General features: G+C 65.8%; 10 protein-coding genes and 1 tRNA gene. 1 reads left to right on the forward strand and 10 read right to left on the reverse strand.

Going from position 1 to position 14,662, the window contains the following annotated elements; translation table 11 throughout:
- Window positions 1-29 precede the first annotated feature (29 nt).
- The 10 genes from G1H10_RS08760 to G1H10_RS08805 form a co-directional block, all read right to left on the reverse strand.
- On the reverse strand, window positions 30-3,941 hold the full coding sequence (locus tag G1H10_RS08760) for a DNA-directed RNA polymerase subunit beta' (protein ID WP_163735716.1): 3,912 nt from the start codon (window positions 3,939-3,941) through the stop codon (window positions 30-32).
- Between the two features lie 154 nt (window positions 3,942-4,095).
- Window positions 4,096-7,563: a DNA-directed RNA polymerase subunit beta gene (gene rpoB / locus G1H10_RS08765; protein WP_246219325.1), complete on the reverse strand. Its 3,468-nt coding sequence runs from the start codon at window positions 7,561-7,563 to the stop codon at window positions 4,096-4,098.
- Between the two features lie 400 nt (window positions 7,564-7,963).
- A complete protein-coding gene (gene rplL, locus G1H10_RS08770; protein ID WP_163735718.1) occupies window positions 7,964-8,356 on the reverse strand; it encodes a 50S ribosomal protein L7/L12 in 393 nt (130 codons plus the stop codon).
- Between the two features lie 68 nt (window positions 8,357-8,424).
- The gene (gene rplJ / locus G1H10_RS08775) at window positions 8,425-8,958 is read right to left on the reverse strand and encodes a 50S ribosomal protein L10 (RefSeq protein ID WP_163735721.1); all 534 of its coding nucleotides are present in this window, start codon (window positions 8,956-8,958) and stop codon (window positions 8,425-8,427) included.
- Between the two features lie 342 nt (window positions 8,959-9,300).
- The gene (locus G1H10_RS08780; protein ID WP_163735724.1) at window positions 9,301-11,076 is read right to left on the reverse strand and encodes an alpha/beta hydrolase; all 1,776 of its coding nucleotides are present in this window, start codon (window positions 11,074-11,076) and stop codon (window positions 9,301-9,303) included.
- A 72-nt stretch (window positions 11,077-11,148) separates the two neighbouring features.
- Window positions 11,149-11,859, reverse strand: coding sequence for a 50S ribosomal protein L1 (rplA, locus tag G1H10_RS08785; RefSeq protein ID WP_163735727.1), 711 nt, complete (start codon window positions 11,857-11,859; stop codon window positions 11,149-11,151).
- Between the two features lie 105 nt (window positions 11,860-11,964).
- Window positions 11,965-12,393, reverse strand: a complete 429-nt coding sequence (gene rplK / locus G1H10_RS08790) for a 50S ribosomal protein L11 (protein WP_163735729.1) — start codon at window positions 12,391-12,393, stop codon at window positions 11,965-11,967.
- Between the two features lie 90 nt (window positions 12,394-12,483).
- On the reverse strand, window positions 12,484-13,215 hold the full coding sequence (nusG, locus tag G1H10_RS08795; protein ID WP_163735732.1) for a transcription termination/antitermination protein NusG: 732 nt from the start codon (window positions 13,213-13,215) through the stop codon (window positions 12,484-12,486).
- 43 nt (window positions 13,216-13,258) lie between these two features.
- On the reverse strand, window positions 13,259-13,507 hold the full coding sequence (gene secE / locus G1H10_RS08800) for a preprotein translocase subunit SecE (RefSeq protein WP_163735735.1): 249 nt from the start codon (window positions 13,505-13,507) through the stop codon (window positions 13,259-13,261).
- 105 nt (window positions 13,508-13,612) lie between these two features.
- Window positions 13,613-13,685: transfer RNA gene (locus tag G1H10_RS08805), tRNA-Trp, on the reverse strand.
- A gap of 290 nt (window positions 13,686-13,975) precedes the next feature.
- Here G1H10_RS08805 and G1H10_RS08810 point away from each other — a divergent pair.
- Window positions 13,976-14,602, forward strand: a complete 627-nt coding sequence (locus tag G1H10_RS08810) for an MATE family efflux transporter (protein ID WP_163735737.1) — start codon at window positions 13,976-13,978, stop codon at window positions 14,600-14,602.
- The last annotated feature ends 60 nt before the right edge of the window (window positions 14,603-14,662 follow it).

A 14,662-nucleotide genomic window follows, 5' to 3' on the forward strand; every position in this document is an offset into this window, starting at 1 on the left:
CAAATGTTCATGATCATGGTGGAGGGGGGTCAGCTGTAGGACCCGAAGTCGTAGTCTTCGAGTCGCACAGCCTCGCCGGAGCCCTGCCCGAACTCGTAGTCCGAGTAGTCCGCGCCGTAGTCGACCATGGAGTACATGGCCGCCTTGGCCTCCTCGGTCGGCTCCACCCGCAGGTTCCGGTACCGCGGCAGGCCGGTACCGGCCGGGATGAGCTTCCCGAGAATGACGTTCTCCTTCAGACCGATCAGCGGATCGGACTTGGCGTTGATCGCCGCCTCGGTGAGCACCCGGGTGGTCTCCTGGAACGACGCCGCGGAAAGCCACGAATCGGTCGCCAGCGAGGCCTTGGTGATCCCCATCAGCTGCGGGCGACCGGAGGCGGGCTGACCGCCCTCGGGCACCACCCGACGGTTCTCCTCCTCGAAGCGCGCACGCTCCACGAGCTCGCCCGGGAGCAGGTTGGTGTCACCGCTCTCCAGCACCGTGATCCGCCGCAGCATCTGCCGCACGATGATCTCGATGTGCTTGTCGTGGATGGACACACCCTGCGACCGGTAGACCTCCTGGACCTGGTCGGTCAGGAAGACCTGAACAGCCCGCTGACCCTGCACGCGGAGCACGTCGTGCGGGTCCGCCGTACCGGAGTGCAGCAGTTCACCGACATCGACGTGATCCCCGTCCTGCACACGCCACTGGGCGATACCCGGGGCCCGGCGGTTGGTCCACTCGTAGACCCGGCGGCTGATCGCGAAGGACTGCTCGTCGCTGCCGTCATCCGGAACGATGACCACACGCGCGCCCTTGCCGTCCTCCTCGACCCGCACCCGGCCGGAGACCTCGGCGATCGCCGCCTTGCCCTTCGGGGCACGCGCCTCGAACAGCTCGACCACACGGGGCAGACCATGCGTGATGTCCTCACCGGCCACACCGCCGGTGTGGAAGGTCCGCATGGTCAGCTGGGTACCCGGCTCACCGATGGACTGGGCGGCGATGATGCCGACGGCCTCGCCGACGTCGACGAGCTTGCCCGTCGCGAGCGAGCGGCCGTAGCACATCGCGCACACGCCGGTCTTGCTCTCACAGGTCAGCACGGAACGCACCCGGACCTGCTCGACACCACCGGCCGCCAGCCTGGCGATCTCGACGTCACCCAGGTCGTCGCCGGCCGAAGCGAGCAACGTGCCGTCCTCGCCGGTGACGTCCTCGGCTGCGGTACGCGCATAGACCGATGTCTCCGCCAGCTCGGCCACCGTGAGGTTGCCGTTGGCGTCCCGGGTCGCGATCGGCAGCACCAAGCCCCGCTCGGTACCACAGTCGATCTCCCGGATGATCACATCCTGCGAGACGTCCACCAGGCGACGGGTGAGGTAACCGGAGTCCGCGGTACGCAGCGCCGTGTCGGCCAGACCCTTACGTGCACCGTGCGTCGAGATGAAGAACTCCAGCACCGTCAGGCCGTCCCGGAAGCTCGACTTGATCGGCCGCGGGATGGTCTCACCCTTCGGGTTGGCCACCAGACCGCGCATCCCGGACAGCTGGCGGATCTGCATCCAGTTACCGCGCGCCCCGGAGTGAACCATCCGGTAGATGGAGTTGTCCGGGGTGAACGCGTTCCGCATCGCTTCGTCCACGGCGTTGGTCGCGTCGGTCCAGATGTCGATGAGCTCCTCACGGCGCTCGCCGTCGGAGATGACACCGCGGTTGAAGTTCCGCTCCACCTTCGCGGCCTTGCCCTCGAACTCCTCGAGGATCTGCTGCTTCGTGGCGGGCGGGACGACATCCTCCACCGAGACCGTGACGCCGGAGCGGGTCGCCCAGTAGAACCCGAGGTCCTTCAAGGCATCCAGCGTGGTTCCGACCTGAACCTTCTGGTACCGCTCGGCCAGGTCGTTCACGATGTCACCGAGACCGCTCTTGTCGATCTCCTTCTCGACGTACGGGTAGTCCGCCGGAAGTGTCTCGTTGAACAGCGCGCGGCCGAGCGTCGTGCTCAGCGTCACCGGCTGACCCGGCTCCCAGCCCTCCGGCGCTTCCCAGCCCGGAGGCGGCACGGTGTTCTCCAGCCGGATCCGGACCTGGCTCTGCAACTTCAGCTCGCCCCGGTCGAACGCGTTGATCGCCTCGGCGATCGACGAGAACGCCCGGCCCTCGCCCGGCAGGCCCTCCGCGTAGCTGGTCAGGAAGTAGATGCCCAGCACCATGTCCTGCGTGGGCATGGTCACCGGCCGACCGTCCGCCGGCTTGAGGATGTTGTTGCTGGACAGCATCAGCACGCGAGCCTCGGCCTGCGCCTCGGCGGACAGCGGCAGGTGCACCGCCATCTGGTCACCGTCGAAGTCCGCGTTGAACGCGGTGCAGACCAGCGGGTGGATCTGGATGGCCTTGCCCTCCACCAGCTGCGGCTCGAACGCCTGGATACCGAGGCGGTGCAGCGTCGGCGCCCGGTTCAGCAGCACCGGATGCTCGGCGATGACCTCCTCCAGCACATCCCACACGACCGGGCGGGCACGCTCGACCATCCGCTTCGCGCTCTTGATGTTCTGCGCGTGCGACAGATCGACCAGGCGCTTCATGACGAACGGCTTGAACAGCTCGATCGCCATGCCCTTCGGCAGGCCGCACTGGTGCAGCTTCAGCTGCGGGCCGACGACGATCACCGACCGGCCGGAGTAGTCGACTCGCTTACCGAGCAGGTTCTGCCGGAAGCGACCCTGCTTCCCCTTGAGCATGTCGGAGATCGACTTCAACGGGCGGTTACCGGGTCCCGTGACGGGACGGCCGCGACGGCCGTTGTCGAACAGCGCGTCGACGGACTCCTGCAGCATCCGCTTCTCGTTGTTGACGATGATCTCCGGCGCTCCGAGATCAAGCAGCCTCTTCAGCCGGTTGTTCCGGTTGATCACCCGGCGGTAGAGGTCGTTCAGGTCACTGGTGGCGAACCGGCCACCGTCGAGCTGGACCATCGGCCGCAGGTCCGGCGGCATCACCGGAACGGCGTCGAGGACCATGCCTCGCGGGTCGTTCCGCGTCGTCAGGAACGGCGAGACCACCTTCAGCCGCTTCAGCGCACGGGTCTTCTTCTGGCCCTTGCCGCTGCGGATGACCTCGCGCAGCTTCTCCGCCTCGGCGTCGAGGTCGAAGTTGTCCAGCCGCTCCTTGATCGCCTGCGCGCCCATGCCGCCGCGGAAGTACGCACCGAACCGGTCGCGCATCTCGCGGTAGAGCATCTCGTCGCCCTCGAGGTCCTGGACCTTGAGGTTGCGGAACCGCTCCCACACGGCGTTGAGCCGGTCGATCTCGGCATCGGCGCGCTTGCGCAGCTGGCTCATCTCGCGCTCGGCCGACTCCTTGACCTTGCGACGGACATCGCCCTTGGCACCCTCTGCCTCGAGCTCGGCCAGGTCCGCCTCGAGCTTCTTCGCCCTGGTCTCGATGTCGGCGTCGCGGCGCTGCTCGATCTGCTTGCGCTCAACGTCGATCTGTCCCTCGAGCGACGAGAGATCGCGGTGCCGCGCCTCCTCGTCGACCCAGGTGATCATGTAGGCCGCGAAGTAGATGACCTTCTCCAGGTCCTTCGGAGCCAGGTCCAGCAGGTAACCGAGCCGGGACGGCACACCCTTGAAGTACCAGATGTGCGTCACCGGAGCGGCCAGCTCGATGTGCCCCATGCGCTCACGGCGTACCTTCGCACGCGTCACCTCGACGCCGCAGCGCTCGCAGATGATGCCCTTGAAGCGGACTCGCTTGTACTTGCCGCAGTAGCACTCCCAGTCCCGGGTAGGACCGAAGATCTTCTCGCAGAAGAGCCCGTCCTTCTCCGGCTTCAGGGTGCGGTAGTTGATGGTCTCCGGCTTCTTGACCTCGCCATGCGACCACTCGCGAATGGCGTCCCCCGTGGCGAGGCCAATGCGTAGCTCGTCGAAAAAGTTGACGTCGAGCACGTGAATCCTTCTCTCAGATCAGTCTGTTTTCGAAAGACGAGTTGTTCCGGGCCGCATCAGGATCCGGCCCGCGTGTCGCGCGAAGTGCCCGTGGATCCCGGCCGCATACGCCGCGTCGCGCCGCATGTCCGGCCGGGGAACCACCGCACACTCCCTAGACCTCCTCGACGCTGCTCGGCTCCCGCCGGGACAGGTCGATGCCTAGCTCTTCAGCGGCACGGAACACGTCCTCGTCGCTGTCGCGCATCTCGATCTGTGTGCCGTCACTCGACAGAACCTCCACGTTGAGGCACAGGGATTGCATCTCCTTGATCAGCACCTTGAACGACTCAGGGATGCCGGCCTCGGGGATGTTCTCACCCTTGACGATCGCCTCGTACACCTTGACGCGGCCGAGGATGTCGTCGGACTTGATCGTCAGCAGCTCCCGCAGCGCGTAGGCCGCGCCGTAGGCCTGCAGGGCCCACACCTCCATCTCACCGAACCGCTGGCCACCGAACTGCGCCTTACCACCCAGCGGCTGCTGCGTGATCATCGAGTACGGGCCCGTGGAACGGGCGTGGATCTTGTCATCCACGTGGTGGTTGAGCTTGAGCATGTACAGGTAGCCGACGGACACCGGGTCCGGGAACGGCTCACCCGACCGGCCGTCGATCAGCCGAGCCTTACCGCTGCTGCCGATCAGCTGGTTGCCGTCACGGTTGGGCAGCGTCGATCCGAGCAGCCCGGCGATCTCGTCCTCGCGGGCGCCGTCGAACACCGGGGTGGCGACGTTGCTGTCCGGCGGCGCCTCCTGGGCGCCGATGGTCGCCAGCCGCTTCTTCCACTCCTCGTCGTCGCCGTCGACCTTCCAACCGGTCTTGGCCACCCATCCGAGGTGTGTCTCCAGGACCTGTCCGAGGTTCATCCGGCTCGGTACACCCAGCGGGTTCAGCACGATGTCCACCGGCGTCCCGTCCTCCAGGAACGGCATGTCCTCCACCGGAAGAATCTTCGAGATGACGCCCTTGTTGCCGTGCCGGCCGGCCAGCTTGTCGCCGTCCTGGATCTTCCGCATCTGCGCGATGTAGACGCGCACCAGCTGGTTGACGCCCGGCGGAAGCTCGTCGCCCTCGTCCCGGTCGAACAGCCGGACGCCGATGACCTTGCCGGACTCGCCGTGCGGGACCTTCAGCGAGGTGTCCCGCACTTCGCGTGCCTTCTCACCGAAGATGGCGCGCAGCAGGCGTTCCTCCGGGGTCAGCTCGGTCTCACCCTTGGGGGTCACCTTGCCGACCAGGATGTCGCCGTTGCCCACCTCGGCACCGATGCGGATGATGCCGCGCTCGTCGAGATCGGCCAGCACGTCCTCGGAGACGTTCGGGATGTCCCGGGTGATCTCCTCCGGCCCGAGCTTGGTGTCCCGGGCATCGACCTCGTGCTCCTCGATCTTGATCGAGGTGAGAACGTCCTCCTCGATCAGCCTCTGCGAGAGCAGGATCGCGTCCTCGTAGTTCTGGCCTTCCCAGGACATGAACGCGACCAGCAGGTTCTTGCCCAGGGCCATCTCACCCTGATCCGTGGAGGGACCGTCGGCCAGCACCTGCCCGGCCTCGATCCGGTCGGCCTCGTCCACGATCGGCTTCTGGTTGATGCACGTACCGGCATTGGAGCGGCGGTACTTCGCCAGCTGGTAGGTCTGGTACGTGCCGTCGTCGGCCATGATCGTGACGTAGTCGGCCGTGACCTCGGAGACGACGCCCGCCTTCTCGGCGACCACGACCTCGCCGGCGTCCACCGCCGCGCGGTACTCCATGCCGGTGCCGACGAGCGGCGCCTCCGCGCGCAGCAGCGGCACAGCCTGCCGCTGCATGTTGGAACCCATGAGCGCACGGTTGGAGTCGTCGTGCTCGAGGAACGGGATCATGGCGGTCGCCACGGAGACCATCTGCCGCGGCGAGACATCCATGTAGTCGACTTCCTCGCCGGCCACCAGTTCGACCTCGCCGCCGCGCTTGCGGACCAGCACCTTCTCCTGCACGAACCGGCCGTCCTCGGCGAGCGGCTCGTTCGCCTGCGCGATGACGCTGTGGTCCTCGACGTCGGCGCTGAGGTATACGACCTCGTCGGTGACCTGGCCGTCGTGCACCTTGCGGTACGGCGTCTCGACGAATCCGAAGGCGTTGATCCGGCCGAACGTCGCCAGCGAACCGATCAGACCGATGTTCGGCCCTTCCGGCGTCTCGATCGGACACATCCGACCATAGTGGGACGGGTGCACGTCACGGACTTCCATGCCGGCCCGCTCACGGGACAGACCGCCCGGGCCCAGCGCGGACAGGCGCCGCTTGTGCGTCAGCCCGGCCAGCGGGTTGGTCTGGTCCATGAACTGCGACAGCTGAGAGGTTCCGAAGAACTCCTTGATCGCAGCCACCACCGGGCGGATGTTGATCAGCGTCTGCGGCGTGATCGCCTCGACGTCCTGCGTGGTCATGCGCTCACGCACGACCCGCTCCATCCGGGACAGGCCGGTGCGGACCTGGTTCTGGATCAGCTCGCCGACGGTACGGAGACGACGGTTGCCGAAGTGGTCGATGTCGTCGGTCTCGACTCGGACGGTGTGCTCACCGGTCGTCATCTCCTCCTCGCCGGCGTGCAGCCGGACGAGGTAGCGCAGCGTGGCGATGACGTCCTCGAGCGTGATCGTGTTCTGGTCGAGTGAGAGGTCCAGCCCGAGCTTCTTGTTCAGCTTGTACCGGCCGACCTTGGCGAGGTCATAGCGCTTCGGGTTGAAGTAGGCGTTCTCCAGCAGCTGCTGCGCGGCCTCGCGCGTCGGCGGCTCGCCCGGGCGCATCTTCCGGTAGATGTCGAGCAGCGCCTCTTCCTGGCTGGTCGTGTGGTCCTTCTCCAACGTGGACCGCATCGACTCGTAGTCGCCGAACTCTTCCAGGATCTGCTCGTTGGTCCAGCCCAGCGCCTTCAGCAAGACTGTGACGTTCTGCTTGCGCTTGCGGTCGAGCCGGACGCCGACGGTATCGCGCTTGTCGATCTCGAACTCCAGCCAGGCACCCCGCGAGGGGATGACCTTGGCGGTGAAGATGTCACGGTCCGAGGTCTTGTCCAGGGCGCGCTCGAAGTACACGCCCGGCGAACGGACCAGCTGCGAGACGACCACTCGCTCGGTGCCGTTGATGATGAACGTACCCTTGGGCGACATCAGCGGGAAGTCGCCCATGAACACCGTCTGCGACTTGATCTCACCGGTCTCGTTGTTGATGAACTCGGCGGTGACGAACAGCGGTGCAGAGTACGTGAAGTCACGCATCTTGCACTCGTCGATGGTGTTCTTCGGGTCCTCGAACCTGGGGTTGGAGAACGACAGCGACATGGTGCCGGAGAAGTCCTCGATCGGACTGATCTCGTCGAGGATCTCCTGAAGGCCGGACGTCGTGTTGATGTCCTGACGCCCCTGGGCCTCGGCTTCGGCTACCCGGGCCTGCCACCGCGAGTTTCCGAGCAGCCAGTCGAAACTGTCGATCTGGAGAGCGAGGAGGTTCGGAACCCCGAGGGGCTCCCTGAGTTTAGCGAAAGATATACGGCGGGAACCGTTTGTGGACTGTGGGGTGATGGGCGTGACGGCCAACAGGGGTCCTTCCGAGGGCACACGGTCGGATAAAGTCGATCAATGGGCTGCACGCAGACCCCTGCCCTGATCTACGACAGGACAGTGGACAGCGCAAAGTCGCAGTCTAGCCTACAAGGCTCACTGCTGTCGAGTGGCGGCCCATATCCGTTCCAGGACGCTCCCTATCGTGTCGTGACGCTGCAAGAAGGATCTCCCGGACGTATCGCTCACGTCAAGCTCGCCCCCTTCCGGCGCGTCGCGCTCCCCCACAGAAACACCAGCGCCCGGCGACACGTGTCACCGGGCGCCAGAGGCCTACCACACGAGGTGGGAAGGGACATTTCCCGGCCAGACTAGGCTCGCGCATCGGCGCGGGCGAGGCAGGGAAGTGTCCCTTCCCACTGATCGAGCGAACGGCTTACTTGACGGTGATGGTGGCGCCGGCGCCCTCGAGGGCTTCCTTCGCCTTGTCGGCCGTCTCCTTGTTGACCTTCTCCAGCAGCGGCTTCGGAGCGCCCTCGACCAGGTCCTTGGCCTCCTTCAGGCCGAGTGAGGTCAGACCACGGACCTCCTTGATGACCTGAATCTTCTTGTCGCCGGCGGACTCCAGGATGACGTCGAACTCATCCTGCTCGACCGCGGCCTCGGCCTCGCCGCCGCCCGCCGCGGGGGCGGCGCCGGCCGCCACGGCCACCGGGGCCGCGGCGGTGACCTCGAAGGTCTCCTCGAACTTCTTCACGAACTCAGAGAGCTCGATCAGGGACATCTCCTTGAACGCATCCAGGAGCTCATCGGTGCTGAGCTTCGCCATGGTGGCGGTTCCTTTCTCGTGTTCGGCGTGGTGCCGGGGGTGGGGTATGGGTGGGTGTGAGACTTCGCTCACTCGGCAGCGTCGCCGCCGGCCTCGACCTTCTGCCGGAGCGCGTCGATCGCCCTCGCCGTCTGCGACAGCGGTGCCGCGAACAGCGAAACGGCGTTCTGCATGGACGCCTTCATCGCGCCCGCCATCTTGGCGAGCAGAACCTCACGCGACTCGAGATCGGCGAGCTTCTTGATGTCATCCGATGTCATCGGGGCGCCCTCGAACAGGCCACCCTTCACGGTGAGCACCGGATGAGTCTTGGCGAAGTCACGCAGCCCCTTGGCCACCTCGACCGCGTCACCCTTGACGAAGGCGATGGCCGACGGACCGACGAGGTGCTCGTCCAGTCCTTCGATCCCCGCTTCCTTGGCGGCGAGCTTGGTCAGCGTGTTCTTCACTACGGCGTACGACGCGTTCCCGCTGAGCGATCGACGGAGCTCGGTGATCTCTTTGACCGAGAGACCGCGATACTCGGTCAGCACGACGGCAGAGGAGGTACGGAACTCCTCGGCCAGTTCGGCGACCGCGGCTGCCTTGTCAGGCCTCGCCATGGGACTCCTTATGACGCACGGACGGGGTTTGTCATCACCGCAGACCGCCCGTCGGGCACTCGGGTCCCGTCGGATCCACACCACAAAAAACGCCCCGGCGCAGGGCACGGGGCGTCGGCCGTGTCATCAAGCACAGCCGTCGTCACACATACACCTGCGCGGGCCGCCCACGTATGTGGAACCTTCGTCACGCCTTACGGCGCGAGACCGGCGGTCTTCGGCAACGACTAATCTTACGGGCACATCCCGCCCATCGCCAAACCGTCGTCGTCGCTCGTGCCCGTCGTCGAGATGCGAGAGACGAGGAGAGGAATCTTCCAGCCGCGTCTGGCTCTCCCAGCCTTACCAGAGCCGGTCCTCGTCCTCCATGTCGAACGACTGCACCATCTCGCGCAACTGGTCCAGCTTGTCCTCGGACCAGTCCCGTTCCGGCGGTGCCACCATGAGCCAGGCGTCGACGAGCTCTCCGCCGTAGTTGTGCGCGTGCCCCACCGGCATCAGCGCCGACACCGCCATGTCCGCCGTCAGCTGCCAGAACGTGACGAACGGATACCAGTTGAAGTGCGGCAGCACATCCGGTCCGCGCTCCTCGCGCATCCAATCAGGCCGCGACCAGATCAGCTCGGGCGACCAGAACGCGACCGGATCCGAGGAGTGCTGCAGGAAGAGTACCCGTGGGTGTCGCCAGCCGGAGGTGTCCAACGGCTCCTGCCAGCCACCCCAGAAGCGGACCGTCTCGCCGCCTTGATACGACGGCAGCCGTTCCGGCGATCCCGGGTCCCGGTTCTCGGTGAACTCCTCGCGGAACGGATGCCAGTCCGGCGATCCTACCCAGAGCGCACCGTCCACCTCGCTGGTCAGCTCATCCAGATCGTCGAACGCGGCCGCGCTGCCCACCGCGCCGAAGCTCTCACCGTAGACGATGAGTTCGGGCCTGGAGTCGCTGTCCAGCCTGGACCAATGCTCGTGGACCGCGTCGAACAGTTCCTGCCCGGCGATATCGACCTGTTCACGTTCAGCCAGGAACGACAGCCAGCTGGGCAGGTACGAATACTGCATCGACACGATCGCCGTGTCGCCGTTGTACAGATACTCGAGCGCGTCGGCGGCCGCGCCGTCCACCCAGCCGGTCCCGGTCGCCGTCACCACCACGAGCACGTCGCGGTCGAAACCGCCGGCCCGCTCCAGTTCGCGAACCGCCAGCGACGCCTGTCCGGCCGGCGTCTCCGCGGATTCGGTCCCCACATAGGTGCGGACCGGATCCAGCGCAGGCCGTCCGCTGAACGCCTCGATCTCCTCCGCGTCGGGGCCTTCCGCGATGAACTCACGGCCCTTGCGTCCAAGCGATTCCCAGCTGACCAAAGAACCCGGCCCGCCCGAGTGCGTGCCGATGTCCGGTGGACGTTCACCCGCGATCGTCTCCTGGTTGACCGCAGCGAACGCGCTGTTCGCCACGGACAGCATCCACGGATAGAACAACCCGGTCCAGGACCAGATCACAATTCCGGCCACCAGGACGGCGGACACCACGACGGCGAGTTGTACCGGTATCCATCGGGCCAGAAAGGCACCCAGGCGGCGAGAGGCGCCACGCAACACCCGGCCGACGGCGAGGAAACCGATGAACAGCAAGAAGGCGACGAGCAGGATGAGCACGTAGTGGTACAGCCGCGGGCTGTCCACGTCCATCAGCTCGCGCAGATCACTCTGCCAACGCGCCGAACCGGCCATATACCAGGCCGCCGACAACGTAGCGGCGACGCCGAACACGGACCAGCCCGTCGCCACGGTCTGCCGGGACAGCGGCCGGCCACGACGAGCCCTCCGCACGATCAGCCGCGCCAGGACACCGATCAACGCGCCGATGGCGTAACCGACGGTGGCCGTCACGCCGGTCACCAGGGCTTGGTAATACCACGTGCGCGGCAACAACGACGGAGTAAGCGACCAGCAGAAGAAGAACGTCCCGACCAGCGATCCGGTGAAATCCAGCCGCAGCCAGCCGATGAGCCGTCCCAGCACCGGCACCCGCCGTACCGCGGCCATCCGACGTTGCACGGCGGGCAGCCGACGGCGAAGCGGCGCGGAGCGCTCGACCAGGGTGGCCATCACCGACATCGCCGCGTATCCCCGCTTAACGATCCAGCCGCGACATCCGTCCTCGACGGCGCCGCGGCTGGATCGGATCTGTCATGCCCGCGCAGACTCAGCCGCGCGAATCTTGCTCGGGTCGACCGGAACGCCGGGACCCATGGTGGAGGTCAGCGTCGCCTTCTTGATGTAGCGACCCTTCGACGACGACGGCTTCAGACGGTTGATCTCGTCCAGCGCCGCGGAGTAGTTCTCCAGCAGCGCGTCTTCCGTGAACGACGTCTTTCCGATGATGAAGTGCAGGTTGGCATGGCGGTCCACCCTGAACTCGATCTTTCCGCCCTTGATGTCGGAAACGGCCTTCGCGACGTCAACGGTGACGGTTCCGGTCTTCGGGTTCGGCATCAGGCCACGCGGACCGAGCACTCGTCCAAGGCGTCCGACCTTGCCCATCAGATCCGGTGTGGCAACCACCGCGTCGAAGTCCAGGCGCCCACCCTGAACCTCTTCGATGAGTTCGTCCCCGCCGACGATATCCGCACCGGCATCGGTCGCTTCCTGCGCCTTCGGCCCCACGGCGAAGACCAGGACCCGAGCGGTCTTGCCGGTGCCGTGCGGCAGGTTGACGGTGCCGCGAACCATCTCGTCCGCCTTGCGGGGGTCGACGCCCAGCCGCAGAGCAACCTCGACGGTCGCGTCATACTTCGTGGAGCTGGTCTCCTTGACCAGCTGGACCGCCTCGGCAGCCGAGTAGAGCCGGCTCCGGTCGATCTTCTCAGCTGCGGCGCGGTACGCCTTGCTGCGCTTCATGTTCTCTCTCCTCGCTATGGTTCAGGAGTCGTGGTACGGGCCAGCGCTGCCCTTCCACATGTCTCACGTCGCCCGCTGTACAGCTCTCGCTGCCGGGCCTGGGTTCTACTGGACGTTGACGCCCATCTGACGGGCCGTGCCGGCGATGATCTTCTCCGCCGAGTCCAAGTCATTGGCGTTGAGGTCCGGCATCTTCTGCTCGGCGATGGCGCGCACCTGGTCACGCGTGATGGTAGCGACCTTCGCACGGTGCGGCTCACCGGAGCCCTTCTCGACACCGGCGGCCTTGAGGATGAGCTTCGCCGCCGGCGGCGTCTTGGTGACGAACGTGAACGACCGGTCTTCGTACACGGTGATCTCGACCGGTACCACGTCGCCCCGCTGGGCCTCGGTGGCGGCGTTGTACGCCTTGCAGAACTCCATGATGTTGACGCCGTGCTGACCCAATGCGGGTCCCACCGGCGGCGCGGGCGTCGCCTGACCGGCCTGAATCTGGAGCTTGATCAGGCCTGCGACTTTCTTTTTCGCGGGCATCTTTCCTCGGGTCCTCGTCGTTCCTTGTGGTTGGTGATCGGGTGGGCGTCAGCCGCGAGCGCGGCCGATTGACCTCCGGCTGTGCGGAGGCTAGAGCTTCTGGATCTGGTTGAACGACAGTTCGACGGGCGTCTCTCTGCCGAAGATCTCAACCAGGCCCTTCACCTTCTGCGAGTCGACATTGATCTCGTTGATGGTGGCGTGCAGCGTCGCGAACGGGCCGTCCACGACCATGACGGAGTCGCCCACCTGGAAGTCGACGACCTCCACCTGTTTCTTCTCCTCCGTCTGCACGACCGGCTCCTCGAACTCCGGCGCCAGCCAGCGCTCCACCTCATCGAGGCTGAGCGGCAACGGCTGGTTCCCATGGCCGACGAAGCCGGTGACGGCCGGGGTGTGCCGGACGGCTGCCCACGACTCGTCGGACATGTCCATCCGGACGAGCACGTAGCCCGGGAATCGGTTGCGCTTCACCATCTTGCGCTGACCGCCCTTGATCTCGGCGACCTCTTCCTGCGGCACCACGACCTCGAAGATCTGCTCCTCCATGTTGAGGCTGGTGATGCGGTTCTCGAGGTTCACCCGGACGCGGTTCTCCATCCCGGAGTACGTCTGGATCACGTACCAGTCACCGGGCTTGGCACGCAGCACTCGACGGAACTCCTCGAGCGGGTCGATCCGCTCCTCCGCCTCCGGCTGGGCCTCGGACGTGACCTCGTCAGACGCGGCGGCCTGCTCTTCCTGGCCGGCGTCCTCGGTCGGTTCTTCGTCCACGGTGGGCTCGGCGGCTGCGTCGTCGACGGGCGCGTACTGATCGGACACGGTACGGACTTCTTCCTCCTGGTAGCTGCTGCGCGTGGCGGGCTTAGCCGAAGATCTCCAGCATCAGCCAGCCGAAGCCCAGATCGAGCAGGGAGACGATGGTGATCATGATCGCGACGAACACCAGCACGACGGCCGTGTAGGTCACCAGCTGACGCCGGGTCGGGTAGACAACCTTGCGAAGCTCGGCCACGACTTGCCGGACCCACAGCGACAACCGTGCGATCGGTCCACGCCGCCGTGGCTGGCGCGGACGATCCGGCGTCGCGGTCTGGCCGCTCGTCTCCGTCACTTGCTACCTCACTTGGTCATATTTCCCGCCGCCCATGCAGACGGCGTGGTCGCCATGGCCACACACGCGTCGTTGCCCGCAGGGGACATCAACCGCGGTGACCAGCAGGGCAGGAGGGACTCGAACCCCCAACCCCCGGTTTTGGAGACCGGTGCTCTGCCAATTGAGCTACTGCCCTTCGGTGAACGAGCGATACCTACCCACCATAGCCTCTGGGGCGGACTTGAGCAGGGATCAGCGACCACCGAACAGAGAGTGTACGGGGTGAATGGCATAATGGTCGAACCCGCGTGATCACAGGGCCGTTGAACGCACCTGATGACGTTCCGATCAATGTCCTTTACGCGGGTGGCCGAGCACGCCATACTGGCTCTCCGCTGCATCACCCGACTAGGCTGCATATAGAGAACATCACAGTGCATCCTGCTCGGACAACGAGATGTCGACCACACGTGTTGGGAGTACGAGATGAACGGGACCACGCCAGGTAGCGGCTCGGGCGACGAGCCGAAGCGGGATCCGTTCAGTTCTCCATCCGGAGACCGGCCGGACCAAGACCCGCAGTCGCCGGGACTGCCGTCGTGGCGCGAGAGCGTACCCTCGGAGTCCAACATGCCACCGGCACCGATGGAAGGCGGCGGCATGTCGTTCGCTCCGCGCCCCATCGTGCTCGCGGTGCGGCTGATGTACGTCGGCGCCGGCCTGACCGCGTTGAGCCTGCTGTTCGCCCTGTTCAGCCGGGACAGCATCCGCGACGCCGTCATCGACAGCGATCCGGACCTGACCCAGAGCGAGATCGATACGGCGGTCAACATCTCGTACGGCGTCGCGACGGTCTTCCCGCTGATCGCGATCGGCCTATGGCTCTGGATGGCCTGGGCCAACAAGCGTGGACGCTCCTGGGCCCGGGTGGTCGCAACGATCCTCGGAGGCTTGAACATTCTGTTCGCGTTGATGAACATCACGCTGGGCGGCTTCGGGCTGAACACGTTGCTGAATCTGATCTCGCCGGTACTTGCCGGGGTGATCCTGTATCTCCTGTATCGCCCAGAGTCCGGTGAGTACTACCGGCAGATGTCCGCGCCCAAGTTCTGACGCCAGGCCACACGCGCGGAGGGGGCGGGGGATTCTTCGACTGATCTTCGATCGGCGGCG

The sequence above is a fragment of the Phytoactinopolyspora halotolerans genome, assembly GCF_010550675.1.
Classification (GTDB): domain Bacteria; phylum Actinomycetota; class Actinomycetes; order Jiangellales; family Jiangellaceae; genus Phytoactinopolyspora; species Phytoactinopolyspora halotolerans.